The organism is Halomonas sp. 328, assembly GCF_015645095.1.
Taxonomy (GTDB): Bacteria; Pseudomonadota; Gammaproteobacteria; order Pseudomonadales; family Halomonadaceae; genus Bisbaumannia.
This window is the reverse complement of sequence record NZ_JADOTW010000004.1, coordinates 135,217-158,165: the sequence shown is the minus strand read 5'-3', so window position 1 is coordinate 158,165 and position 22,949 is coordinate 135,217. Positions and strand designations below refer to the sequence as shown.

The 22,949-nt window shown below is 69.0% G+C and carries 20 protein-coding genes; 11 read left to right on the top strand and 9 right to left on the bottom strand.

All coding sequences use genetic code 11. The annotated features are described in order from the left end of the window. The 5 genes from tolA to IHD13_RS03170 form a co-directional block, all read left to right on the top strand. A partial coding sequence (gene tolA / locus IHD13_RS03190) for a cell envelope integrity protein TolA (RefSeq protein WP_195859592.1) occupies positions 1–567 on the top strand: 567 nt, incomplete at its 5' end. Continuing rightward, entirely contained in the window at positions 567–1,850 is a 1,284-nt protein-coding gene (gene tolB, locus IHD13_RS03185; protein WP_195859591.1) for a Tol-Pal system beta propeller repeat protein TolB, read from the top strand. The genes tolA and tolB, both read left to right, overlap by 1 nt. A gap of 26 nt (positions 1,851–1,876) precedes the next feature. Next, on the top strand, positions 1,877–2,404 hold the full coding sequence (gene pal / locus IHD13_RS03180) for a peptidoglycan-associated lipoprotein Pal (RefSeq protein ID WP_195859590.1): 528 nt from the start codon (positions 1,877–1,879) through the stop codon (positions 2,402–2,404). A 16-nt stretch (positions 2,405–2,420) separates the two neighbouring features. Next, positions 2,421–3,188: a tol-pal system protein YbgF gene (gene ybgF / locus IHD13_RS03175; protein WP_195859589.1), complete on the top strand. Its 768-nt coding sequence runs from the start codon at positions 2,421–2,423 to the stop codon at positions 3,186–3,188. An 8-nt stretch (positions 3,189–3,196) separates the two neighbouring features. After that, positions 3,197–3,958 (top strand): YciK family oxidoreductase, encoded by a 762-nt coding sequence (locus IHD13_RS03170; protein WP_195859588.1) that lies wholly within the window; start codon positions 3,197–3,199, stop codon positions 3,956–3,958. A 148-nt stretch (positions 3,959–4,106) separates the two neighbouring features. Here the strand turns inward: IHD13_RS03170 and IHD13_RS03165 are convergent, their stop codons facing one another. From IHD13_RS03165 to IHD13_RS03155, 3 genes are read right to left on the bottom strand one after another with little or no spacing between them, the layout of a single operon-like run. Further along, a complete protein-coding gene (locus tag IHD13_RS03165) occupies positions 4,107–4,766 on the bottom strand; it encodes an HAD family hydrolase (RefSeq protein ID WP_195859587.1) in 660 nt (219 codons plus the stop codon). Positions 4,767–4,792: 26 nt separating this feature from the next. Continuing rightward, positions 4,793–5,527 carry a bifunctional 2-polyprenyl-6-hydroxyphenol methylase/3-demethylubiquinol 3-O-methyltransferase UbiG gene (gene ubiG / locus IHD13_RS03160; RefSeq protein WP_195859586.1) on the bottom strand — a complete coding sequence of 245 codons (735 nt, stop codon included), beginning with the start codon at positions 5,525–5,527 and terminating at the stop codon, positions 4,793–4,795. Position 5,528: 1 nt separating this feature from the next. Beyond that, positions 5,529–6,872, bottom strand: a complete 1,344-nt coding sequence (locus tag IHD13_RS03155; protein WP_195859585.1) for a TRZ/ATZ family hydrolase — start codon at positions 6,870–6,872, stop codon at positions 5,529–5,531. A gap of 147 nt (positions 6,873–7,019) precedes the next feature. Between IHD13_RS03155 and galU the strand changes: the two genes are divergently transcribed. After that, complete coding sequence (gene galU, locus IHD13_RS03150) at positions 7,020–7,907, top strand: UTP--glucose-1-phosphate uridylyltransferase GalU (protein WP_195859584.1); 888 nt, start codon at positions 7,020–7,022, stop codon at positions 7,905–7,907. 2 nt (positions 7,908–7,909) lie between these two features. Next, the gene (locus IHD13_RS03145; protein ID WP_195859583.1) at positions 7,910–9,193 is read left to right on the top strand and encodes a nucleotide sugar dehydrogenase; all 1,284 of its coding nucleotides are present in this window, start codon (positions 7,910–7,912) and stop codon (positions 9,191–9,193) included. Between the two features lie 98 nt (positions 9,194–9,291). Here the strand turns inward: IHD13_RS03145 and IHD13_RS03140 are convergent, their stop codons facing one another. Continuing rightward, the gene (locus IHD13_RS03140; RefSeq protein ID WP_146801908.1) at positions 9,292–9,870 is read right to left on the bottom strand and encodes a superoxide dismutase; all 579 of its coding nucleotides are present in this window, start codon (positions 9,868–9,870) and stop codon (positions 9,292–9,294) included. A 232-nt stretch (positions 9,871–10,102) separates the two neighbouring features. Between IHD13_RS03140 and IHD13_RS03135 the strand changes: the two genes are divergently transcribed. From IHD13_RS03135 to msrA, 4 genes are all read left to right on the top strand, one after another. Next, positions 10,103–10,957, top strand: coding sequence for a hypothetical protein (locus IHD13_RS03135; RefSeq protein ID WP_195859582.1), 855 nt, complete (start codon positions 10,103–10,105; stop codon positions 10,955–10,957). Between the two features lie 64 nt (positions 10,958–11,021). Continuing rightward, a complete protein-coding gene (tamA, locus tag IHD13_RS03130; protein WP_442786558.1) occupies positions 11,022–12,770 on the top strand; it encodes an autotransporter assembly complex protein TamA in 1,749 nt (582 codons plus the stop codon). Then, complete coding sequence (tamB, locus tag IHD13_RS18410) at positions 12,734–16,675, top strand: autotransporter assembly complex protein TamB (protein ID WP_195859581.1); 3,942 nt, start codon at positions 12,734–12,736, stop codon at positions 16,673–16,675. The genes tamA and tamB overlap by 37 nt, the downstream gene beginning before the upstream one ends. A gap of 1 nt (position 16,676) precedes the next feature. Continuing rightward, positions 16,677–17,306 (top strand): peptide-methionine (S)-S-oxide reductase MsrA, encoded by a 630-nt coding sequence (msrA, locus tag IHD13_RS03120; protein WP_195859580.1) that lies wholly within the window; start codon positions 16,677–16,679, stop codon positions 17,304–17,306. Positions 17,307–17,320: 14 nt separating this feature from the next. On the opposite strand, the gene IHD13_RS03115 is transcribed toward msrA, so the two are convergent. From IHD13_RS03115 to IHD13_RS03095, 5 genes are all read right to left on the bottom strand, one after another. Next, on the bottom strand, positions 17,321–18,346 hold the full coding sequence (locus IHD13_RS03115; RefSeq protein ID WP_195859579.1) for a hydrolase: 1,026 nt from the start codon (positions 18,344–18,346) through the stop codon (positions 17,321–17,323). 109 nt (positions 18,347–18,455) lie between these two features. Then, a complete protein-coding gene (pepQ, locus tag IHD13_RS03110) occupies positions 18,456–19,772 on the bottom strand; it encodes a Xaa-Pro dipeptidase (RefSeq protein WP_195859578.1) in 1,317 nt (438 codons plus the stop codon). Positions 19,773–19,829: 57 nt separating this feature from the next. Continuing rightward, positions 19,830–20,747, bottom strand: a complete 918-nt coding sequence (locus IHD13_RS03105) for a LysR family transcriptional regulator (protein WP_195859577.1) — start codon at positions 20,745–20,747, stop codon at positions 19,830–19,832. 98 nt (positions 20,748–20,845) lie between these two features. Further along, positions 20,846–21,919 carry an ABC transporter ATP-binding protein gene (locus IHD13_RS03100; protein WP_195859576.1) on the bottom strand — a complete coding sequence of 358 codons (1,074 nt, stop codon included), beginning with the start codon at positions 21,917–21,919 and terminating at the stop codon, positions 20,846–20,848. Next, on the bottom strand, positions 21,916–22,938 hold the full coding sequence (locus IHD13_RS03095) for an ABC transporter ATP-binding protein (RefSeq protein ID WP_195859575.1): 1,023 nt from the start codon (positions 22,936–22,938) through the stop codon (positions 21,916–21,918). The genes IHD13_RS03100 and IHD13_RS03095 overlap by 4 nt, the downstream gene beginning before the upstream one ends. Positions 22,939–22,949: the final 11 nt, after the last annotated feature.

Below are 22,949 nucleotides of genomic sequence, written 5' to 3'. Positions count from 1 at the left end.
GCCGAACGTCAGCGCCAGGCGGAGGAGCAGCGCCGCCAGGAAGAAGCCGAACGTCAGCGCCAGGCGGAGGAGCAGCGCCGCCAGGAAGAAGCCGAACGTCAGCGCCAGGCGGAGGAGCAGCGTCGCCAGGAAGAAGCCGAGCGTCAGCGCCAGGCGGAGGAGCAGCGTCGCCGCGAGGAGGCCGCCCGCCGCGCCGCCGAGGCCGCGGCGGGTGGTCTGGATGGGCTGATCGCCAGTGAACAGGAGGCCATCGCCAATGCACGCCAGGCCACTGAGGCCTCCAACAGTTTCCAGAACCTGGTGCGCCGGGCGGTGGAGCAGGCCTGGATCATTCCGCCGGGTAGCGTCAATGGCCTCGAGGCGACCCTGCAACTGAATCTCCTGCCCACCGGCGAGCTGGTGGGGGTGAGCGTGCTGCGGGGTAGCGGCGACACTGGCTTCGACCGCTCGGCGCTACAGGCCGTCGAGCGCGCCGCGCCCTTCCGCGAGATGCGCCAGTTACCGCCGGCGGCACAGAACCAGTTCCGCCAATTCAATCTGAGATTTCGACCGGGGGATATCCGCTGATGAAACGCTATCTTGGCTTATGGCTGGCGGCCTGCCTGCTGCTCTTCGTGCAGCAGGCTCAGGCCAACCTGACCATCGAGATTACCCGCGGCAGCGACCGCGCCATCCCCATCGCCATCGTGCCCTTCGGTGGGGAGAGCCTGCCGGTGGACCTGGCCCAGGTGATCGGTGACAACCTGGAGCGCAGCGGCCAGTTCGATCCGCTGCCGCGGCGCTCGCTGATCTCCCAGCCGAGTCGCAGCGAGGCGGTCAACTACCGCGACTGGCGGGCGGTCAGCGCCGATTACCTGGTGGTGGGGGAGATCGAGCCCCAGGGCAGCGACTATCGCGTGCGCTTCGAGCTGCTCGATGTCTATGGCCAGCGCCGCCTGCTGGGGGAGGTGGTCACCGCCGATCCCCAGCGCCTGCGCGCCGCCGCCCATTACATCAGTGACCAGATCTTCGAGGCGATCACCGGGATCCGTGGCGCCTTCTCCACTCGCATCGCCTATGTCACCGCCCAGGGCGCCGGTGACAACATCCGTTTCGGCTTGCATATCGCCGATGCCGACGGCCGCAACAGCCAGCAGATCCTCGCCTCCGACCAGCCGATCATGTCCCCGGCCTGGTCGCCGGACGGCAGCAAGCTGGCCTATGTCTCCTTCGAGACCGAGCGTCCGGCCATCTATATCCAGGATGTCACTACCGGCCAGCGGGTGCGGGCCAGCTCCTTCACCGGCATCAACAGCGCCCCGGCCTGGTCGCCGGACGGCCGCCAGCTGGCCATGTCGCTCTCCCGGGATGGTCAGCCGGAGATCTACCTGATGGATATCGCCAGCCGCGACTTCCGGCGCCTGACCAACAACAGCGCCATCGACACCGAGCCCAGCTTCGCTCCGGATGGTCGTAGCCTGGTCTTCACCTCGGATCGTAGCGGCGGGCCCCAGCTCTACCGTTATGATCTGGCCAGTGGCCAGGTGGAGCGCCTCACCTTCACCGGCAACTACAATGCCCGGGGCCGCTTCAGCCCGGACGGCGAGGCGCTGTATATGATCCACCGGGGCAATCGCGGCTATCAGGTGGCCCGCCAGGATCTGGAGAGCGGTCGACTGGTCGCCCTGACCGAGGGCCGCTGGGACGAATCTCCCAGTGTTGCGCCCAATGGGAGCATGGTACTCTTCGCCACCCAGCAGGGTAATACCGGGGTACTGGGCGCCGTCTCGGCGGATGGGCGTGCCTCCTTCCGCCTGCCGGCGGCCCAGGGCGACGTGCGGGAGCCCGCATGGTCGCCGTTTCTGAACTGACGTTGTCATTCATCAAGGAGTGGAAAATGCAATTCAAGCCTTATGCCAGGAGCCTGGCCGTCGCGCTCTCTCTCGCCTTCGTAGCCGGTTGTTCCAGCACGGGCGGCACCCAGGACGGCTCCATGGATGGCAGCCGTGGTGGTGCCAGCACCAGTGGGGTGGGAAGCGGCCAGGTCAGCGGCGTCGGCGTCGGCGGTGCCGGCCAGAACGGTCAGCAGGCGGGGATTCCCAGCGTGCGCACCATCTATTTCGATTTCGACAGCGAGCGCATCCGCGGCGAATTCGAGCCGGTGCTGACGGCCCATGCCCAGTACCTGCGCAACAACCCCAATGCCCGCGTCGTGCTGCAGGGGCACACCGACGAGCGTGGTACCCGCGAGTACAACCTGGGCCTGGGCGAGCGTCGTGCCAAGTCCGTGGAACGTTTCCTCTCGGTGCAGGGCGTCTCTCCCTCCCAGCTGGAAGTGGTCAGCTATGGCGAAGAGCGTCCGGCGGTGAGCGGCTACAATGAGGATGCCTACGCCCAGAACCGCCGCGTGGTGTTCTCCTACTGAGGCCGAGGAGCGAGTGATGAATCACAGTCACAGGGGCCGCCGTCTGGCCCGACTGTGCGGTGCGGGAGCCCTGGTGCTCCCGCTTTCCGTACTGGCCCAGCCGGTGATCGAGGATCTGTCGGATCGCTCGCGCACCTTCTACGAACAGGCCGAGGTGCGCGAGGGGCCCTCCGGCAGCCTGATGCTGCTCAATCGGCTCGACGAGCAGCAGCGCGAGATCCAGCAGTTGCGCGGTCAGGTGGAGGAACTTCGCCATCAGCTGGAGCAGCTGCGCCGCGATTCCCAGGCCCGCTACCTGGACCTGGAGCAGCGCCTGGCCAGCGGCGTGGCGCCCCAGGAAGTGGATACCGAGGCGGCTCGCCAGGTAGCCGAGGCCGGTGCCGGGAGTGGCAGCGCGCCCCCGGGCGCCGATGCCCAGGCCGCCTACCAGGCCGCTTTCCAGCGCGTCCAGGCGCGGGACTTCCCGGCCGCCATCGCCGCCTTCGAGGCCTTCGTGGCGGACTATCCGGACACCAACCTGACCGCCAATGGCCACTACTGGCTGGGGGAGCTCTATTCCGCGGAGACCCGCCTGGAGCCCGCGGCGGCCGCCTTCCAGACGGTGCTGGACGACTACCCCGAGAGCAACAAGGTGCCCGATGCCCTCTACAAACTGGGCCTGCTCAAGGCCCGTCAGGGGCAGCCGGATGCCAGCCGTACACTGCTCGAGCGGCTGATCACCGATTACCCGGACAGCAATGCCGCCGTCATGGGGCGTGACTTCCTCAACGACAGCGGCCTCTAGGAGTTCCGATGAACTGCAAGATCGACTATCGCCCCCCCATGGACCTGTTGGCGGGGCGCATCGTGCTGGTCACCGGCGCCGGTGACGGCATCGGTCGCGCCGCGGCCCTGGCCTATGCCCGCCACGGTGCCACCGTGATCCTGCTGGGTCGCACCACCGCCAAGCTGGAGAAGGTCTACGACGAGATCGAGGCGGCGGGCGGGCCCCAGCCGGCGATCTTCCCGCTCAATTTCGAAGGGGCGACCCTCAAGGATTACCAGGACATGGCCGAGACCCTGGAGCGGGAGTTCGGCCGCCTGGACGGTATCCTGCATAACGCCGGCCTGCTGGGGCGCCTGACCCCCTTCGACCAGTACAATCCCCAGCTCTGGGAGCAGGTGATGCAGGTCAACTTCAATGGCCCGGTGTGGATGACCCAGGCCCTGCTGCCCCTGCTCAAGGCCTCCGAGGATGCCTCGGTGATCCTGACCTCCTCCAGCGTGGGGCGCAAGGGACGCGCCTTCTGGGGTGCCTATGCGGTCTCCAAGTTTGCCACCGAGGGCTTTATGGAGGTGCTGGCCGACGAGCTGGAGAACCTCTCTGCGGTGCGGGTCAACAGCCTCAACCCGGGGGCGACGCGCACCCAGATGCGGCGCAGCGCCTACCCCGCCGAGGACCCGGATACCCTGCGCACTCCGGAAGAGATCATGCCCACCTACCTGTGGCTGATGGGGCCGGATAGCCGAGGCGTGACCGGGCAGCGCTTCGATGCCCAGCCGCCCAAGGGCTGAACACGCCCGATGGGCCCGGATAGCCGTGGCGTCACCGCTCTTATCGGCCAAGGGCTGAGTTACCCCTGGCGTGTCAGGGCATGGCTCGAACCGCGCTAATGCAAGAACGGGCCCCCAGGGGCCCGTTCTTGCGTTGGGTCATGGTTCGTCAAGGTTGCAGCAGGGCGCTCACCAGGGCCTCGGGGGTGGCGAAGCGCCGCTCGGCCGGCCACTCCTCGATGGGGTCGGCGTCGTCCAGGTAACCATAGCCCACCGCCACCGCGGTCATGCCGGCGGCCCGGGCCGCCTCCATGTCCCGGCGATGATCGCCGATATACCAGCATGCCTCGGGGGCGATGCCGAGGCGTTCGGCGGCGGCCCAGAGCGGTTGTGGCGCGGGCTTCTTCACCGGCAGGTCGTCGGCACAGAACAGGGCGCCGGGGGCGAGCCCCAGGGCCGCCACCAGGGGCTCGGCATAGGCTCGGGGCTTGTTGGTGACGATGCCCCAGGCCCGCGGGGCCTGGCTCCACTGCTCGATCAGGCATGCCATTCCCGGAAAGAGGCGGCTATGGGCGGCGACATCCTCGCCATAGGCATCGAGCAGGAACTGTCGCGCCTCGCCGTGCCCCGGCGCCTCCAGGGGGAGTCCCAGGGCCAGGGTCACCAGGGCGCTGCCGCCATTGGAGACCTGGGCGCGGATCGCCTCATAAGGCAGCGCCGCCAGCCCATGGTGGGCACGCAGGGCGTTGGTGGCCCGCGCCAGATCCGGGGCGGTATCCACCAGGGTGCCATCCAGGTCGAAGAGCAGGCCGCGGGGCAGGGCGTTCATTCGGTCTCCCCCCCGCCACAGGGGGCTCATTCGACCTCCCGCCTGCAGTGCATCAGATAGTTGACCGAAACGTCGCGGGCATCGAGGCGATAGCGCCGGCTTAGCGGGTTGTAGACCAGGCCGCTCTGCTCGCAGACCTTGAGCTCCGCTTCCCGCGCCCAGCGGGAGAGCTCCGCGGGACGAATGAACTTGCGGTAGTCGTGGGTGCCCCTGGGCAGCATCCGCAGCACGTATTCGGCGCCGAGGATGGCGAAGGCGTAGGCCTTGGGGTTGCGATTGATGGTGGAGAAGAAGACATCGCCGCCGGGCTTGACCAGCGTCATGCAGGCGCGCACGACCGCCGCCGGGTCGGGGACGTGCTCGAGCATCTCGAGGCAGGTCACCACGTCGTACTGGCCGGGAGCCTCGGCGGCCATCTCCTCGGCGCTGGCCTGGCGGTAATCGACCGCCACGCCGCTCTCCGCCATATGCAGCCGGGCCACCGCCAGGGGGGCCTCCCCCATGTCGATACCGGTGACCCGGGCACCGCGATGGGCCATGGCCTCGGCCAGGATGCCGCCGCCACAGCCCACATCGATGACCGACTTGCCGGCCAGGCCGGTGCGGGCATCGATAAAGTCCAGGCGTAGCGGGTTGATCTCGTGCAGGGGCTTGAACTCGCCCTCGCTGTCCCACCAGCGGCTGGCCAAGGCCTCGAACTTGGCGATCTCGGCAGCATCGACGTTATGGCGGTGGTTGCCGGCATCGGCGGTATGAGGCATCTCAACGGTCTCCTTGTGAGGCCAGGGACGCCAGGCGACGCCGATAATGCTCGGCGTCGCCACGAATGGCGTCCGGTTCGATATCGATAAAGTTTCCTTCGGCGAGCCGCGGGCGCCCGGCCACCCACACATGGCTCACCTGGTGGCTATGCATGGCATAGACCACCGCCGAGGCGGGGTGATGCACCGGCAGGGTATTGAGGTGCTCCAGGTCCACGGCGACCAGGTCGGCGGCGAAGCCCTCGCGCAGCTGGCCCAGGTGGTCATCCAGCCCCAGGGCCCGGGCGCCGTCGCGGGTGGCCAGGGCCAGGGCCGCCATGGCGGGCAGGGCGGCCGCATCACCACTGACCCCCTTGGCCAGCAGGGCGGCACTCTTCAACTCGTCGAACAGGTCCAGGTCGTTGTTGCTGGCGGCGCCATCGGTGCCCAGGGCCACGGTGATGCCGGCCGCCTGGAGCCGTGCCAACGGGCAGAAGCCGCTGGCCAGTTTGAGGTTGGACTGAGGGCAGTGGATGACCCGGGTGTCGGTCTCCGCCAGCAGCGCCAGGTCGGCATCGTCCACCTGGGTCATATGCACCGCCTGGAAATGGGGCCCCAGCAGGCCGGCATCATGCAGGCGCCGCAACGGCCGGCGGCCATCCTTCGCCAGGGCCTGGTCGATCTCGTCGCGGGTCTCATGGACATGCATCTGGATCGGCAGGCCCCAGCGCTCCCGCGCCTCGCCGAGCCTCGCCAGGCTGGCATCGCCTACCGTATAAGGGGCATGGGGGCCCAGGGCCAGATGGATGCGGGAATGGTCGTCATAGCGCTCGATCAACGCCTGGGTGCGCGCCAGGCCCTCGGCGAAGTCGCCGGCCCAGGAAGTGGGGAAGTCGATCAGCGGGGTGCACAGCTGGACCCGCATCGCCATGTCATCGACGACCTCGGCCACCGCCTCCGGGGCCAGGTACATATCGGCGAAAGTGGTGGTGCCGCTGCGCAGCATCTCGGCGCAGGCCAGGCGCGTGCCGGCGGCGACGAAGTCGGCATCCACCAGGGCCCCCTCGGCGGGCCAGATATGCTCGTTGAGCCAGGTCATCAGCGCCAGGTCGTCGGCATAGCCGCGCATCAGGCTCATGCCGGCATGGTTATGGGCGTTGATCAACCCCGGCAGGAGGGCATGGTGGCGTAATCGCAGGACCTCGCGGGGGGCGACATGACGGCCGGCCTCGGCAATGGGCCAGGGGCCGAGCAGGGTCTCGCCCTGGATGGCGATGGCGTGATTCTCGAGGGTCGGTAGACCCTCGCTCATGGGCAGCAGCCAGCGGGCCTCGATCAGCAGGTCGACGTCCGGCGGGGTGGGCATCGTCGGGCTCCTCGAAAAAGATGCCGTCATTCTACCCGCTCCGGGGCCGCCTTGTCCGCCGTCGGCCACCGCGAGCGCGGAGGGGCGGCGTGGGTCTGGCGTCTCTGGCATACTAGGCCGATTCAATCCCGCTCAGGAAGGAACCCGATGATTCGCAAGGCCGTTCTGCCGGTGGCCGGTTTCGGTACCCGCTGCCTGCCCGCCTCCAAGGCGATCCCCAAGGAGATGATCACCATCGTCGACAAGCCGGTGATCCAGTACGTGGTGGAGGAGGCCGTCGCCGCCGGTATCACCGAGATCGTGCTGGTGACCCACTCCAGCAAGGGAGCCATCGAGAACCACTTCGACAAGCACTTCGAGCTGGAGACGACCCTCGAGGCCAAGGGCAAGCACGAGCTGCTCGAGGAGCTGCGCAATATCGTCCCCGACGAGGTCAAGATCATCAGCGTGCGCCAGCCCGAGCCCCTGGGGCTGGGCCATGCGGTGCTCTGTGCTCGCCCGGTGGTAGGGGATGCCCCCTTCGCGGTGTTGTTGCCGGACGTGCTGGTGGACGGCGAGGGCCTGGCCCGCAATGACCTGGCGGGCATGGTGGCGGCCTTCGAGGCCAGCGGCCAGGCTCAGCTGATGGTCGAGGAGGTGCCCTGGGAGCGGGTCGAGAAGTACGGCATCGTCGAGCCCCAGGCCGGCGTGCCGGCCCCGGGCGAGTCGCTGCCCCTGGCGGGCATGGTGGAGAAGCCGCCCCGGGAGCAGGCGCCGTCGAACCTGGCGGTGATCGGCCGCTATGTGCTGCCCGGCGAGATCTTCCCGCTGCTGGCCGAGACGCCGCCGGGAGCCGGTGGCGAGATCCAGCTCACCGATGCCATCGAGGCGCTGCGCGCCCGGACCGGGGTCGCCGCCTATCGCATGCAGGGCGTGACCTACGACTGCGGCCATCAGCTCGGCTATCTGGAGGCGATCCTCGCCTTCGCCCGGCGCCATCCCAAGTATGGGGTGGGCTTCCGGGAACTCCTCGGTCGCTATGCCGGCGAGGACTGAGCATGCGCATTCGCCTGATCGGCAGTGAACTCGCCGCGGCGACCGCGGCGGCCGCCCTGGCCAGCGTTGGCCATAACGTCACCTGGCAGCCTCACCGAGACGCGCCCTGGTCGTTCCTGCGCCACGCCGACTGGTTGAGACGCGAGCCGCAGCTGCTCGACCAGTTGGAGCGCGCCCTGGCCGAGGGCGACTTGACCCTCGGCGAGCCAGCCGCCGCCGAGCCGGTGGAGGTGCTCTGGCTGGCCCTGGCACCGGACCAGCGTGCCGAGGCGGCCGATGCCGTGGCGGCCCAGGCCGCCTGCCAAGAGGCCCCGCTGGTGGTGGTCAATAACGCCACCTTCCCGGTGGGCGAGACCGAGCGCCTGGCGGCCCATCTGGGGCCGCAGCAGTGGGCGGTCTGTCTGCCCGACCGCCTCGAGGAGGGGCGCGCCTGGGAGACCTTTACCCGCCCCAGTCGCTGGCTGCTGGGCAGTGAGTCGGCAGAAGCCACCGCCCGGGTCCGCGAGCTGCTGCGCGCCTTCAATCGCCGCCGCGACGTCTTCCAGTGCATGCCGCTGCGCGCCGCCGAACTGACCAAGCTGGCCATCAACGGCATGCTGGCCACCCGCATCAGCTACATGAACGAGGTGGCCGGCCTGGCCGACACCCTGGGGGTCGATGTGGAGCTGGTGCGCCAGGGCATGGGTGCCGATCCGCGCATCGGGTACGACTACCTCTATCCGGGCTGTGGCTTCGGGGGACCCAATTTCTCCCGGGACCTGATGAGCCTGGCCGATGTGCAGTCCGCCCAGGGCCGCGCCTCGGCGCTCCTGGAGCAGGTGCTGGAGATCAACGAGCAGAAGAAGGAGACCCTGTTCCGCAAGCTGTGGAGCCATTTTCAGGGTGAGCTTGCCGGGCGCCGGGTGGCGATCTGGGGGGCGGCCTTCAAGCCAGGCACGGCGCGTATCGATCATGCCCCGGTGCTGCCTCTGCTGCGGGCCCTCTGGGCCCAGGGAGTCGAGGTGCGTCTGCATGATCCGGCGGCGCTGCCGGCGCTGGCCGCCGAGGTGGGCGAGCAGCCGCTGCTGACGCTGTGCCCGGACGACCCCTATGCCGCCTGCGAGGGCGCCGATGCGCTGCTGCTGGTCACCGAGTGGAAGTGCTACTGGAATCCGGACTGGCCGCGGCTGAGGCGTTTGCTCAAGGAGGGACTGCTCCTGGATGGCCGCAATATCTATGATCCCGGCTATGTGGCGAATCAGGGCCTGAGCTACCGAGGCATCGGTCGCCGCGCCGACCCCTCCTGAGGCGGCTCATGCCGTCCCGCAACGACAAGGCCCCGCCGAAGCGGGGCCTTGTCGTGTCTGCCCGGGCCATGGCCCGGGCCACTTCGTCAAGCGGAGGCTTAGGCGAAGTTCTGGGCCACGAAGTCCCAGTTGACGATGTTCCACACGCTCTCCAGGTACTTGGGACGAGCGTTGCGGTAGTCGATGTAGTAGGCGTGCTCCCACACATCGATGGTCAGCAGCGGGGTCTGGCCGTGAGCGATGGGGGTATCGGCATCGTCGGTGTTGACGATGTCCACGCCGCCGTCGTCGGTCTTGATCAGCCAGGTCCAGCCGGAGCCGAAGTTGCCCACGGCCTTGGCGTTGAAGGCCGCCTTGAACTCGTCGAAGGAGCCGAACTTGGCCTTGATGGCGTCGGCCAGGGCGCCGCTGGGCTCGCCGCCGCCGTTCGGGGAGAGGCAGTGCCAGTAGAAGGTGTGGTTCCACACCTGCGCCGCCTGGTTGAAGAGGCCGCCGGAGGAGGACTTGATGATCTCTTCCAGAGACTTGTTGGCATTCTCGGTGCCGTCGGTCAGCTCATTGAGCTTGGTCACATAGGCCTGGTGGTGCTTGCCGTAGTGATACTCCAGGGTCTCGGCGGAGATATGCGGTTCCAGCGCGTTCTTCTCATACGGCAGGGCGGGAAGTTCGAATGCCATGGTTTGCTCCTTTTTATCACCGATGAAAACAGCACCTGGTGTTGTGGGGTCGGCACCGCAGCGAATCAAGGCGCTATCGGTTCCGTTGCAAAAAACCTTACAATACCAAGCATCTGCGTAAGTGGTGTCGGCACATCATAGCACCCCGTCGGGGTGCCGCCAATTCCGACGGCGACACTCGGGATTGGCCCGCCGGCGCCGCACTCATCCGCCGAGAAGAGGAGTTTCGTCCATGGCTCAGCCCCCGGAGGAGCGGCGTCCCCCCCCGTTGGTCGCCGACCCCGATGCCAGCCTCGACCCGCCCCATCGGCATGCCGTAACGGCCCCGCCATCGCCCAGGCCCTGGGGGCTGCGCCTGGCGGTTCTGCTGCTGGCCGCGGGTCTGGTCGGCGTCTCGGCCCTGGCCTGGGAGGAGCGCCAGCTGCTGCATGCGGAGCTGGCTCGCCTGGAGGGACAGTTCTCCAACATTCATGCCCGCTTCGAGGGGCTCGACCCCGGCGAGGCCCTGGCCAGCCTGAGCGAGGAGCAGGCGTCTCTGGCGCAACGGCTCGATGAGCAGCGTGAGCTCCTGGAGGCGCTGCAAGCGGCCCGGGAGCAGGATCCCAGTCCTCAGGCGTTGGCGGAGGCGTTGACCCGCCTCGAGGAGCAACAGGCGACCCTGGAGGCGTGGCTGACCTCCAGCCGTGCCTCCCTGGACGCCCTGGAAGCCCTCGGCGAGGAGGCCCGGGCCGGGCTATCCGAGCGGCTGGATAGCCTGGCAAGCCAGGGCGAGACGGCGAGGGATGCGCTATCCCGGCGAGTCGAGGCCCTCGAGGGGCAGGAGACCCTGGCGCTGGCCAGTCGCCTGGAGCGCGAGATCACGGCACTCAACGAGGAAGCCGAGCGTTCGACGACACGTTTGAACGCCCTGGAGGAGACCCTGGGCGGGCTTCGCGATACCCTTGAGCCCTTGCGGGGCCTTCCCGATAATGCCCGGGAGGCTCGAGCGGCCTTGGGCCAGCGGCTGGAGGGCCTGCAGGCCGAGGTTCGAGAACTGCGCCGTGGCTTGCTGGCCACCGAGGCGCGCCTGGAAATGCTCTCCCCCTGAGGCGGGTCAGCTCGGCGGGAGTCGTTAGCGAAGAGAACAGGGAGGTCGTGTTATCCGAGCTCTATTGCATGGGGTGCAGCGGCGGCGTGTCCTGGGGGCCGCTCTGCTGGCGGCGGCCCTGACCCTGCCCGCTCCCGCCTGGGCGCTGTCGGCCCGTATCAGCGGCATCGAAGGCGAGGCCGCGGACAATATCGAGAACTACCTGGCGGCCCTCGATGGCGAGCAGTACAGTCCCGCCCGGCTGGAGTCCGAGGTGCGCCGGCGGGCGGCCGAGGCGCTGAGGCCCTTCGGCTACTACGAGCCAGAGTTCGAGCTGAGCCTGGTGGGGGAGCCGGTGACCCGGGTCGAGATCGCCGTGACCCCGGGCCCCCAGGTCGTGGTGCGGCGCCTGGCTATCTCGGTGCGTGGCGCGGCCGGTCAAGACGCGGCCTTCGAGGAGGTCCTGGCGTCCCACGGCCTGGCCGAAGGCGAGCCGTTGCGCCATGCCCCCTATGACCGCCTGCGTAACCGCCTGGCGGGCCTGGCCCTGGAGCGGGGCTACTTCGATTCCTACTTCCGTGACAGACGCCTCGAGGTGCGCCCCTGGGAGCAGAGCGCCCATATCACCCTGAATTTCGATAGCGGTCCCCGCTACCGCTTCGGTGAGGTGGATATCCAGGGCAGTCATATCCGCCTCGATCGCCTCGAGCGCATGCTCAACTTCGCCCCGGGGGATCCCTACCTGGCCGGCGATCTCTCCGAGTACACCCAGCGCCTGGGACAGAGCGGCTGGTTCGGCTCGGTGTCGGTGCGTCCGCGATTGCCCGGCGAGGAGGGCGGTGCGCGCCCGGATGGCCCCGAGGAGGTGCCGGTCAGCGTGCAACTGACGCCGGCGGATCGTCATCAGTTCGAGGTGGCCCTGGGCTATGCCACCGACGTGGGGCCTCGGACCCGCTTCGCCTGGAACCAGCCGTGGATCAACAGCCGCGGGCATAGCCTCAATCACGACCTCTTTATCTCCCAGCCGGAGCAGCGCTTCTCGGGGGAGTATCGCCTGCCCCTGGCCGACCCGCTCAGGGACAACTACCGCCTTCAGTACGGCCTGCGTCACCGCGACCAGGACGATACCCGCAGCCTGGAGAGCTCGGTGGAGATCGCCCGCCAGTGGCGCTTCGACAACCACTGGGTGCAGAGCCTCTATCTGCGCTCCAGCTTCGAGGACTTCACCCAGGGCGGCGAAGCCGAACGGGTCTGGTTGCTCTATCCGGGGATCAGCTGGTCGCGGACCCGTACCCGCAACCCGCGTTTCCCCACCTGGGGGGATCGCCAGCGCCTCGCCTTCGAGTATTCGGACACCAGCTGGGGCTCCAGCGCCAGCTTTTTCCGCACGACCCTGGACTCCCAGTGGATCCGCATGTGGGGTGACAACACCCGCCTGATCGGGCGCACCGGCGCGGGCCTGATCGAGACCAACGATTTCGACAAGATCCCGCCCTCGCTGCGCTTCTTCACCGGCGGCGACCGCAGCGTGCGTGGCTACGGCTACGAGAGCCTGGCACCGCGCAACGAAGAGGGACGACTGCGGGGCGGGCGACAGCTGTTCACCGCCAGCGCCGAGGTACAGCGCCGGGTGACCGGCAACTGGTGGGCGGCGGCCTTCGTCGATACCGGCGACGCCTTCGACGACTGGTGGCCCGACCAACTCAAGACCGGGGCCGGCCTGGGCGTACGCTGGGTCTCCCCGGTGGGGCCCATCCGCCTCGACATCGCCCACCCCTTCGACGATGAGGAGAACGCGTGGCGCCTTCACTTCGCCATCGGGCCCGAATTCTGAGCTGGGCCCTGATTCGCCTGCTGCTCTGGCTGCCGCTCTGGCTGCTGGGCCTGCTGTTGTTCGCCCTCGGCCTGTTGCTCTCGCCCTGGGGCACCGGCCTGGCCCTGGAGCAGGCCCGGGAGCGTGGTCTGATCGACTATGCCAGTGTCGAGGGTGCCCCCCTGGATCGCCTGGTCGTGGATGGCCTGCGCCTGCAAGCGGGGCCCGCCGACGTGGCTATCGGTCGACTCGAGTGGGCCTGGGCCAGCGACTGCCTGCTGCGGGGGCGGTTGTGTCTCGATCGGCTCGCCCTGGATGACCTTCGCGTGGACCTGGCCGCCACGGAAACCACCGAGGCCCCCGAGGGGGAGCCCCTGGAGCGGATCACGCTGCCGCTGCCCATCGAGTTGCGCGAGCTGGCGGTGACCCAGGCCGACATTCGCCTCGCCGATGGCACCCGGCTCGGCTGGCGGGAGTTCGTCAGCGGGGCCAAGGGCGAGGCCGAGGAAGCGACCCTGCTGGCGACCCGGCTCTCCGGGCTGCGTCTCTACCTGCCGCCGAGCCCCGGGCAGCGCCTGGCACTCGGCGATGACGCCCTGAGCGCCGAGGCCATCGATGCGGCGATCGCCGTGGCCGAGCGCCACCCGGTGCCGGCATCGGCGCCGCCCCTGGCCGAGCGTGAGCGGCTGGTCCTGCCGGAGGTGCGGCTGCCCCTGGACCTGGCGATCAGCGAGCTGCTGGTGGAGGACGTCGAGCTCTCCGGTGCCGTGGCGCAACGCCTCGACCGCCTCTACCTGGAGGCCGAGGGGAGCGGCGATACCCTGATCCTGCGACGCCTGGAGATCGATCATCCCCAGGCCAGCCTGCGTCTGGAAGCCGAGGTGGCGATGCGCGGGGATTATCCGCTGGAGGCGCGCCTGGAGGCCCGGGTACACGAGCTGCCGGCCCTGCCGGAACTGGAGGGCGAGCGCCTCACCCTGACCCTCGGCGGTCGCCTCGGTGACCTGGAGGCGGGACTGCAGAGCGGCGGGGCGGTCAGCGCCCGACTGGGCCTGGCGATCGATGCCCTCGATCCCACCCTGCCGTTTCACCTGCGCCTCGACAGCGAGGCACTGCAATGGCCCCTGATGCCGGATGGCGACGCCGACTACCGGATCGAGGACCTGGGGCTCGACCTGCAGGGCAGCCTGCTGGGCTATCAGGCGCGGCTACGGGCCCGGGTCGAAGGGGCTCAGCTGCCCGCCACCGATCTGGCCCTGCTCGGTGAGGGCGACTTCGCCCACTTCGCCTGGACGCCGCTGTCGCTGACCCTGCCCCGGGGCAACCTGGTCAGCCGGGGACGCGTCGACTGGGGGGATGACATCCGGCTCGCGGCTCAACTGCGTCTGGAGGCGCTGGATCCGGGCCTCTTTACCGAGGCGGTGAGCGGACGCCTCGATGGCACGGCCTCCGCCGAGTTTCGGCTGGTCGGTGATCGCTGGCAGCTGGCGATTCCCGAACTGGCCATCACGGGCGAGCTTCAGGAGCTGCCCCTGGCGGTGGAAGCGAGCCTGAGCGGCAACAGCGAGATGCAGTGGGATATTCCCCGCCTCGAGGCCCGCCAGGGCGACAATCGCCTCTCGCTGGCCGGCCGCGTCGATCAGCGGCTGGACCTCGCCGGGAGCCTCGAGGCCCCGCAACTCCAGAGCCTGATGGCGGGGCTCGAAGGGCGCCTGGCCGGTGACTTCACGGTGGCCGGTAGCCTGGAGGCACCGGCCGTCGATCTGAGCCTCGAGGGCAGCGATCTGGCGTTCGAGGGCAACCGGGTGGCGCGCCTGACCCTGGCCGTCGAAGGGGCGGGCATCGAGGATCCCCAGGTGGATGCCGAACTCCGTGCCAGCGGCCTGGTCGCCGCCGACCAGCGCTTTGCCAACCTGGCCCTGATCCTGGGGGGGCGCCTCTCCACGCACCGCCTCGAGCTCGAGCTGGAGGGCGATGATTCGGGGCCCCTGCAGCGCCTGGTCATGGGACTGGACGGGGGACTGAATCAGGCCCAGCAACGCTATCGCGGCGTCCTCGCCCCCCTGGAAGCGACCCTGCCCCAAGGGGACCTGGCCCTGGAGGATAGCCTGCGCTTCGAGGTCGCCCTCGAGGCGGGGCGCGTCGAGGCCGAGCCCTTCTGCCTGTCGCGCCGCGAGGGGGGGCGGCTGTGCAGCACCGCCCCGTTGCGTGCCTCGGCGGCGGCGGGCAGCCTGGCCCTGCGCCTCGATGGCCTGCCCATGGACCTGGTCGAGGCGGCGATGCCCGAGGGGTGGCAACTGGCCGGGGAGACCGATGGCGATATCGGCCTCGACTGGTCCCAGGGGGGCGCCCGGTGGCGCCTGGTCAGCGAGCTGGCCAGTCGTATCGCCCTGAGCGGCGAGGACGCCTATGGGCAACCCTGGGAGCTGCCTGATTCACGGCTACGCCTCGCCCTCGAGGCCAGCGAGGCCCAGGCCGAGGCCGACCTGGCCCTGACCCTGGCCGAGGCTGGCGAGCTGGGGCTCAGCGCCCGGGTGGATGACCCCCTGGGACGCCAGGCGCTGAGCGGCGAGCTGCGCCTCGATGCCATCGACCTGTCGCGCTATCGCACCCTGGTGGCCGGCATGGAGCGCCTGGAAGGGCGCCTCGAGGGGCGGGTGGCCATTGCCGGCAGCCTGGAGGCCCCGGACCTGCGTGGACGCATTGCCCTGGAAGGCCTCGAGGCCAGCGGCCTCGATCTGCCGGTGGCCATCCATGAGGGGCGCCTCGGTATCGACCTGGCCGGCGATCGCGGCACCATCGATGGCCAGATCCATGGCGACGAAGGGCGGCTGGATATCCGCGGGGACGCGGCCTGGCCGAGTCTGGAGGAGTGGGCGATCGAGGTGCGCGTGGATGGTCGCGACGACCCCCTGCTGGCGGTGCTTCCCGAGTTCGGCCGGTTGCGCCTGGCTCCGGAGCTGACCATCGCCGTGACCCCGGCGAGCCTCGATGTGGGGGGCCGGGTGCAGATCCCCTGGGCCCGCCTGGAAGTCGGACAGTTTCCCCCGGGGGTGGTCTCGCCGAGTCCCGACGAGGTCATCGTGACCGAGGAAGAGGTGCGCGAGCGGCTTCGTCTGGCGGCGTTCTCCGAAGAGGATCTGGCCGCCCAGGAGTCCGCCGCCGCGAACCTTCGCCAGGCCGGTATGGCTGTCAACGTGCGCGTTGCCCTCGGCCTGGGCCCGGACATGCGCCTGGAGGCCTATGGACTCCAGGCGGGCCTCACCGGCGAGCTGGAGGTGCGTCAGGCCGCTGGCCCGGTGCAGCTGTTCGGCGATGTCAATCTGGTCGATGGGCGCTTCCGCGCCTTCGGCCAGGATCTGCTGATTCGCGAGGGGCGGCTGATCTTCAGCGGGCCCCCGGACCAGCCACTGCTGGAAGTGGAAGCGATCCGCAACCCCGATATCACCCAGGACGAGGTGATCGCCGGCCTGCGCATCACTGGACTCGCCGACGAGCCGGAACTGCGTATCTTCTCCGAGCCGGCGATGGACGAGGCGCGGGCGCTCTCCTACCTGCTGCGCGGCCGGGCCCCGGACGAGAGCGATGCGGACGGCGCCCTGACCTCGGCGCTGGTGGGCCTGACCCTGTCCCAGACCGGCGGCGCCGTGGGCCAGCTCGGTCAAGCCTTCGGCATCGAGGACCTGCGCCTGGAGACCGCCGGTGCCGGCGAGGAGAGCCAGGTGGTGGTGGCCGGCCAGCTCACCGATGACCTGCGCATCAGCTACGGGGTGGGGATCTTCTCGCCCATCGCCGAGTTGACCCTACGCTATACCCTGTGGCGCAACCTCTATGTCCAGGCGGTCTCCGGTGCCGCCCAGGCCGTGGATCTGGTCTATACCTTCAGCAGGCGCGGCAATCCGCGACTGCGTGACAGTGGAGAGTGAGATGTTCGACAAGCCGACCCTGGTGACCCCGGAACGGGCCCTGCCGGGCCGCGAGACGCCGCTGAAGATCAGCGGCATCCACCACGTCAACGGGCGTAGCCTGCTGCCGCCCTGGCCGGAAGGCTATCGCGAGATCGTCCTGGGTCTGGGCTGCTTCTGGGGAGCGGAGCGGCTCTTCTGGCAGCTGCCCGGGGTCTGGGTCACCGCCGTGGGCTATGCCGGCGGGCATACCCCCAACCCCACCTACGAAGAGACCTGCAGCGGTCTGACCGGCCATACCGAGGTGGTGCGGGTCATCCATGATCCCGCGGCGCTTCCCCTGGAGCGGCTGCTGGCGGTGTTCTGGGAGGCCCACGACCCCACCCAGGGCATGCGCCAGGGCAATGACATCGGCACCCAGTACCGTTCGGCCATCTATACCAGTGACGCGGCCCAGCAGGCGGCGGCCGAGGCCAGCCGCGAGCGCTATCAGCAGGCCCTGAGCCGGGGCGGGCGTGGCACCATCACCACCGAGATCGCGCCCCTCGACGCCTTCTATTACGCCGAGGAGTATCACCAGCAGTACCTGGCCAAGAACCCCGGCGGCTACTGCGGCCTCAAGGGAACCGGGATCGGCTGCCCCGGCCACTGATCGGACTTCGCCGGTCAGCGCATGGTGGCGGTGGCTCGCCCCCGCCCCATGGGCACTCGGGCCCAGTCCTCGAGTTGACGACCCAGGCGGTGGGCTAGCCAGGAGTGCAGCCGCAGGCCACGACGCTCGATATAGCCCACATGGCCGCCATGGCGACTGATCTCGACCCGTACCGCCGCCGAGGGCGCGGGCAGGTGCTCGAAGAGGTCGCCAGGCATGAAGGGGTCATCGGCGGCATGCAGGATCAGGGTGGGGAGTTCGATGTCGCCGAGCAGGGGGCCCGCCGAGGCGCGGCGGTAGTAGTCGCTGGCGGAGGCGAAGCCGTGCAGGGGCGCGGTGACCTCGTTGTCATAGGCCCAGAAGGTGTCCAGCTCCTTGAGCTGATGGGGGGAGAGGCCGATGGGCAGGGGGCCCTGGGCCATCTTCAGGGCGACCTTGCGCTTCAGCGAGGCCAGCAGGTGACGCTGGTAGAGCCGGGCCGGGCCACGATTGAGGACATCGGCGCTGGCGGCGAGATCCAGGGGCGCATTGATGGCGATGGCACCGGCCAGGTCGAGGCCGTCGCCGCCCTGTTCCGCCACCAGCTTGAGCAGCATGTTGGCGCCCAGCGAGACCCCGGCGGCCACCTTGAGGGCCTGGGGATAGCGGTGGCCGAGTTGGCCCAGCACCCAGTAGGCGTCGGCGGTGTCCCCGCTATGGTAGGCCCGCGGCAGACGGTTGGGGGCCTGGCCGCAGCCGCGGAAATGCATCAATACCGCCCGCCAACCGAGGTCCGCCGCCGCCCCCAGCAGTTCCCGGGCATAGGGAGAATCAAAGGACCCCTCCAGGCCATGGAAGAGCACGAAGAGCGGCGCCTGCGGCGACGGGGGGGCCGGCCGCACCCAGGCCAGCTCCACGAAGTCACCGTCGGGCAGGTTGAGGATCTCGGTCTCTCGCGCCAGGCGCCGACGCGGCAGCAGGCGTGGCAACAAGGTCTGGAGATGGCGGTTGGCCAGCCCCCGGGGCGGGCGAAAATCGGCGGGAACAATGGCGTGGGTCATGCCGGCCTCGTGCGCAAGAAGCGGGGCCCGGCGAGGCCCCTTCGTCTCCTTCTAGCTTATCGTGACCCGGCCCAGAGGCAAGGCCCGCGAGGCGAGGCCTTGTCCCCGGTCAAGGGCTCGCCTCGAGATCGCGGGTCAGGTTGTCGTTCCCGGTCCCGGTAATCACCACGTTGTCCTCGATACGAATCCCGCCATGGTCGCCCAGGGCCTCGACGCGGGCCCAGTCGAGCATCCCGGCGGTAGCGCCCTGGCGCAGCGGTTCCAGCAGCATGGGGATCACATAGAGCCCCGGCTCCACGGTGATCGCCATCCCCGCTTCCAGGGGCCGGGTCAGGCGCAGGGCCGGATGCGCCGGAGGCGGGGGCAGGGGGCGGCCTTGCGCGTCCTGGCGCCCGCCCACGTCGTGGACCTGCAGGCCCAGCAGGTGGCCCAGGCCATGGGGGCAGAAGGCCCGGGTGATGCCGGTGTCGAAAGCCGCCTCGGCGCTGGCCTTGACCAGGCCGTGTGCCACCAGCAGCTCGGCCAGGCCCCGATGCATGCGCTCCTGCATCGACACATAACCGATGCCCGGGGCCAGTTCACCGACCAGTTGCCGCTGCAGCCGGTCCATCCCGGCGAGCAGGGCCCGGTAGTCGTCACTGGCCGCCGGCCCCGCCCAGCTGCGGGTGATATCGGCACAGTAGCCGCGATACCGGTGCCCGCCGTCCACCAGCAGGCTATGGGCCTGCCCCGGGGCTTCGAGCTCGTAGTGCTGGTAGTGGAGCACGCCGCCGTGGGCATTGATGCCGACGATGCTCTGGTAAGGCAGCGCGCTTTCGCGGATCCGCGCCGCCTTCAGGTACGCCAGTTGGCAGTCGAGTTCGGCGCCGCCGGCCAGGAAGGCGTCACGGGCCGCGCCATGGCCAGCCAATGCCCGGCGGTTGGCCTCCCGCAGGCAGGCCACCTCATAGTCACTCTTGCGCACCCGTAGCTCGTCCAGCGCCAGGGTGAGGGCCTCGGGGTTGAGGGCGGCGCCCAGGCGCTCGGCCTGAGCCTCGCTCACCTCGCCCAGCACCGCGAAACGCCCCCTGGGCAGCCGCGGTGCCTCGCCATCCTCCTGGTAGACCACCTCGAAGGCCTCGACCCAGGCCTCCTCGGGGAGTTGCGGGGCCAGGTGCCAGAAGTCCCGGGGGGCATGGAAGTGCAGGCAGGGGGCCTGACCCGGGCGAATCAGCAGCCAGCTATGCTCCAGCCCGGCCAGGGGCACCCAGTGCAGGAAATGCCCATAGGCGGCGAAGCTGGCATGCTGGTCATCGGCGAAATGGCGATGGGCCCGGCCGCTGTAGAGCAGCACCCCGTCATAGCCATGCTCGGCCAGCAGGGCCGCATAGGCCTGGTCGAGCCGGGCGAGGTGTGCCCGCTGGGCGTCGGCGAGGTCGTTGGTCATCGAGGACTCCTTAGGCTCCGTACGAAAACGGGCGAAGATCGAGGGGTGGTCAGACCATCAGGTCGTGGGCAGTGGGTCACCCAGGGCCTGCCATAGCCTGTCCAGGGCCGGTGCAGGCCCCTGGGGTTGGCGATAGAGGCGGATCTCCAGGGGGATCTCCCAGCGGGTATCGCCGGCGGGGACCAGCTCCCCTTGGGCCAGGGCCGGGGCGGCCAGCCGTGCCGGCAGCCAGCCCATCCCATAACCGAGGCCGATCAGTTCGCGAATATTGTGACTCTGGATACTCTCGTTGAGTACCCGGAAGGCCGGAGCTTCGCCGAGGCGTGCCAGATGCCCCTGGATGGCGGCATGCATCAGCCCCCGGGGGTGAAAGCCGATCAGCGGCAGGCTCTCTCGGGGACCGCTCCCCAGGGAGAAGCGGGGACGGCCATCGGGATCCGGAACCGAGAGGGGAATCAGGCGCTCCTCGCCGACTCGCCGATAGTCGCAGTCGGGCCGTTCCAACTCCGGCAAGTGCCCCTCCCGGGGCCAGTAGCAGAGCACCAGATCGCACTCGCCGCGATCCAGGGCCTGGAAGTAGTCGTCGATCAGCCAGCCGGTGGCCCTCAGGTAGGGCTCCAGGGGGGGATCCTCGTGGTGGGCCGCCAACCATTCCGGCAGGAAGTGGGAGAGCAGGCTCTGCGGGGCCGCCAGGCGCAGCCGGTTGGCCTGGGCCTCGGCGAGCCGGGCCAGGCGCTCCCGGGTGTCCTGCACACGCTGGGTGACCTGCTGGCAGAGGCGCAGAAACTCCTCGCCGGCCGGGGTCAGGGAGAGGGGCAGGGTCTGGCGATTGACCAGGGTGGTGCCCATCTCCTCTTCCAGCAGCTTGATGCGTCGCGAGAAGGTGGGCTGGGTGACATTGCGCTCCTCCGCCGCCCGCGAGAAGTGGCGGGTGCGGGCCAGGGCGATAAAGTCTTCCAGCCAACGAATTTCCATGATTTATCAGTTTTACCGAAAGTATTATTGGATTTATTCCAAGAGGCAGTAGATTCTGCCATTAAAACACTCGTTTCTCTACGGCTGTCCAGGCGTCCTTACAGGCGTCCTTCCTCGACCGCATGGCAGGCCACCTGGCTGCCATCGGCCTGGGCCACCAGCCTCGGCACCTCCCGGCGACAGCGCGCCTCGGCATAGGGGCAGCGCCCATGGAAGACACACCCGGAGGGCAGGTTCACCGGGGTGGGGACCTCGCCGGTCAGGCGAATCGGCTGGGGGCGGTCGTCCTCGAGGCGTGGGATCGCCGAGAGCAGCGCCTGGGTATAGGGGTGGCGCGGCGTGGCGAACAGGGTCCGGGTCGGCGCCACCTCGCACACCGTGCCCAGGTACATCACCGCCACCCGGGTACCGAAGTGCTCCACCACCGCCAGGTCATGGGTAATGAAGAGGTAGGTGAGGTGGCGCTCCTGCTGGGCGTCCATCAGGAGGTTGAGCACCTGGGCCTGGATGGAGACGTCCAGCGCCGAGATCGGCTCGTCGGCGACGATAAATTCCGGGTCGACGGCCAACGCTCGTGCAATCGCGATGCGTTGGCGCTGGCCGCCGGAGAACTCGTGGCCGAAGCGCGCGCCCCATTCCGGGTCGACCCCCACCGAGGCCATCACCTCGCGTACCTTGGCGATGATCTTCTCCCGGGACCAGTCCGGGTGGTGCAGGCGGATCGGCTCCTCCAGGGTCTGCTGAATCGTCATGCGCGGATTCAGCGAGGCGTAGGGGTTCTGGAAGATCATCTGCATGCGCTTGCGGTAGGGCAGCAGCGCCTTGGACGAGAGGTGGTCGATGCGCGCCCCGTCGTAGTGGATCTCCCCGGCACTGGGCGAGAGCAGCCCCATCACGGTGCGTGCCACCGTGGACTTGCCACAGCCGGACTCACCCACCACACAGAGCGCCTCGCCGCGCTGGATGGTCAGGTCCACGCCATTGATGGCATGCACGAACTCCTGGTGGCGCACCAGGCGGCCGCCCTTGAAGCGCAGCTGCTCGAGGAAATCGCCGGAGAGATCGAAGCGCTTGCGCAGGCCACGAATCTCCAGCAAGGGCGCACTCTCCTGCCTCGGCGTCGACGCCGTCTGATGACGGGCCTCGGTGGCGGGATCGACGAGGGCGGTCATGGGCTATCCTCCTCGGTGGCCGTGGCCTCCTGGGCCAGCATTTCCGCCACCATATGGCAGGCCACCCGGCAGTTGCCGGAGGCGACGAAGTCGGGTACCTGGCGGGAACAGGCGGCGCGTTCGCTGCCGTCGGCGCGGGCCAGGAAGTCACAGCGGGGATGGAAGGCGCAGCCCGAGGGCAGCTGGCTCAGCGGCGGCATGCTGCCGCGGATCTGGTTGAGGTGGCTGCCCGGGGTGGCCATCTGCGGCAGGGCATTCATCAGGCCCTGGGTATAGGGGTGCTGGGGGTCGTTGATGATCTCCCGGGTGGGGCCGGCCTCGATCACTCGTCCGGCGTACATCACCAGCATGCGCTGGGTCACCTGGCTGACCACCCCCAGGTCGTGGGTGATCAGGATCAGTCCCACGTTGTGCTTCTCGCACAGCTCCAGCAGCAGGGTCATGATCTCCGCCTGGATGGTCACATCCAGCGCCGTGGTCGGCTCGTCGGCGATGATGATGTCCGGGTCGAGCAGCAGGGCGATGGCGATGATCACCCGTTGACGCATGCCCCCGGAGAGCTCGTGGGGGTACTGGTCGAGCCGCGTTTCCGGGGAGGGGATCTGCACCTGGGTCAGCTTGTGCAAGGCGATGGCCCGGGCCTCTCGGGAGGAGATGCGGCGATGCGCCTTGAGGCACTCGACCATCTGCTCGCCGATGGTCAGCACCGGATTGAGGGTCATCATCGGATCCTGGAAGATCATCGAGATGCGATTGCCACGGATGCGCCGCAGCTGTCGCTCGCCGAGTCCGATCAGCTCCTGGCCGTCGAAGCGGATGCTGCCGCCGGCGATATAGCCGGGCCGGGCGATCAGGTTGAGCAGGCTGAAGGCGGCCACCGACTTGCCGGCGCCGGACTCGCCCACCAGGCCGAGGCGTTCACCCCGGTCCAGGGTGAAGTCGATATTGCGCAGGGCGCGGACCTCGCCCTGGCGCAGGGCGAAGCGCACATCCAGGTCGCGAACTTCGAGAAGTGCCATATGAAGTGCTC

Excerpts from the sequence above, each read along its gene's own strand:
- galU (WP_195859584.1), top strand. The coding sequence starts at position 7,020 with ATGATTCGCAAGGCCGTTCTGCCGGTGGCCGGTTTCGGTACCCGCTGC.
- tolB (WP_195859591.1), top strand. The coding sequence starts at position 567 with ATGAAACGCTATCTTGGCTTATGGCTGGCGGCCTGCCTGCTGCTCTTC.
- IHD13_RS03115 (WP_195859579.1), bottom strand. The coding sequence starts at position 18,346 with ATGACCCACGCCATTGTTCCCGCCGATTTTCGCCCGCCCCGGGGGCTG.
- ybgF (WP_195859589.1), top strand. The coding sequence starts at position 2,421 with ATGAATCACAGTCACAGGGGCCGCCGTCTGGCCCGACTGTGCGGTGCG.
- ubiG (WP_195859586.1), bottom strand. The coding sequence starts at position 5,527 with ATGCCTCATACCGCCGATGCCGGCAACCACCGCCATAACGTCGATGCT.
- IHD13_RS03165 (WP_195859587.1), bottom strand. The coding sequence starts at position 4,766 with ATGAACGCCCTGCCCCGCGGCCTGCTCTTCGACCTGGATGGCACCCTG.
- IHD13_RS03155 (WP_195859585.1), bottom strand. The coding sequence starts at position 6,872 with ATGCCCACCCCGCCGGACGTCGACCTGCTGATCGAGGCCCGCTGGCTG.
- pepQ (WP_195859578.1), bottom strand. The coding sequence starts at position 19,772 with ATGACCAACGACCTCGCCGACGCCCAGCGGGCACACCTCGCCCGGCTC.
- pal (WP_195859590.1), top strand. The coding sequence starts at position 1,877 with ATGCAATTCAAGCCTTATGCCAGGAGCCTGGCCGTCGCGCTCTCTCTC.
- IHD13_RS03145 (WP_195859583.1), top strand. The coding sequence starts at position 7,910 with ATGCGCATTCGCCTGATCGGCAGTGAACTCGCCGCGGCGACCGCGGCG.
- IHD13_RS03170 (WP_195859588.1), top strand. The coding sequence starts at position 3,197 with ATGAACTGCAAGATCGACTATCGCCCCCCCATGGACCTGTTGGCGGGG.
- IHD13_RS03105 (WP_195859577.1), bottom strand. The coding sequence starts at position 20,747 with ATGGAAATTCGTTGGCTGGAAGACTTTATCGCCCTGGCCCGCACCCGC.
- IHD13_RS03135 (WP_195859582.1), top strand. The coding sequence starts at position 10,103 with ATGGCTCAGCCCCCGGAGGAGCGGCGTCCCCCCCCGTTGGTCGCCGAC.
- IHD13_RS03095 (WP_195859575.1), bottom strand. The coding sequence starts at position 22,938 with ATGGCACTTCTCGAAGTTCGCGACCTGGATGTGCGCTTCGCCCTGCGC.
- IHD13_RS03100 (WP_195859576.1), bottom strand. The coding sequence starts at position 21,919 with ATGACCGCCCTCGTCGATCCCGCCACCGAGGCCCGTCATCAGACGGCG.
- msrA (WP_195859580.1), top strand. The coding sequence starts at position 16,677 with ATGTTCGACAAGCCGACCCTGGTGACCCCGGAACGGGCCCTGCCGGGC.
- IHD13_RS03140 (WP_146801908.1), bottom strand. The coding sequence starts at position 9,870 with ATGGCATTCGAACTTCCCGCCCTGCCGTATGAGAAGAACGCGCTGGAA.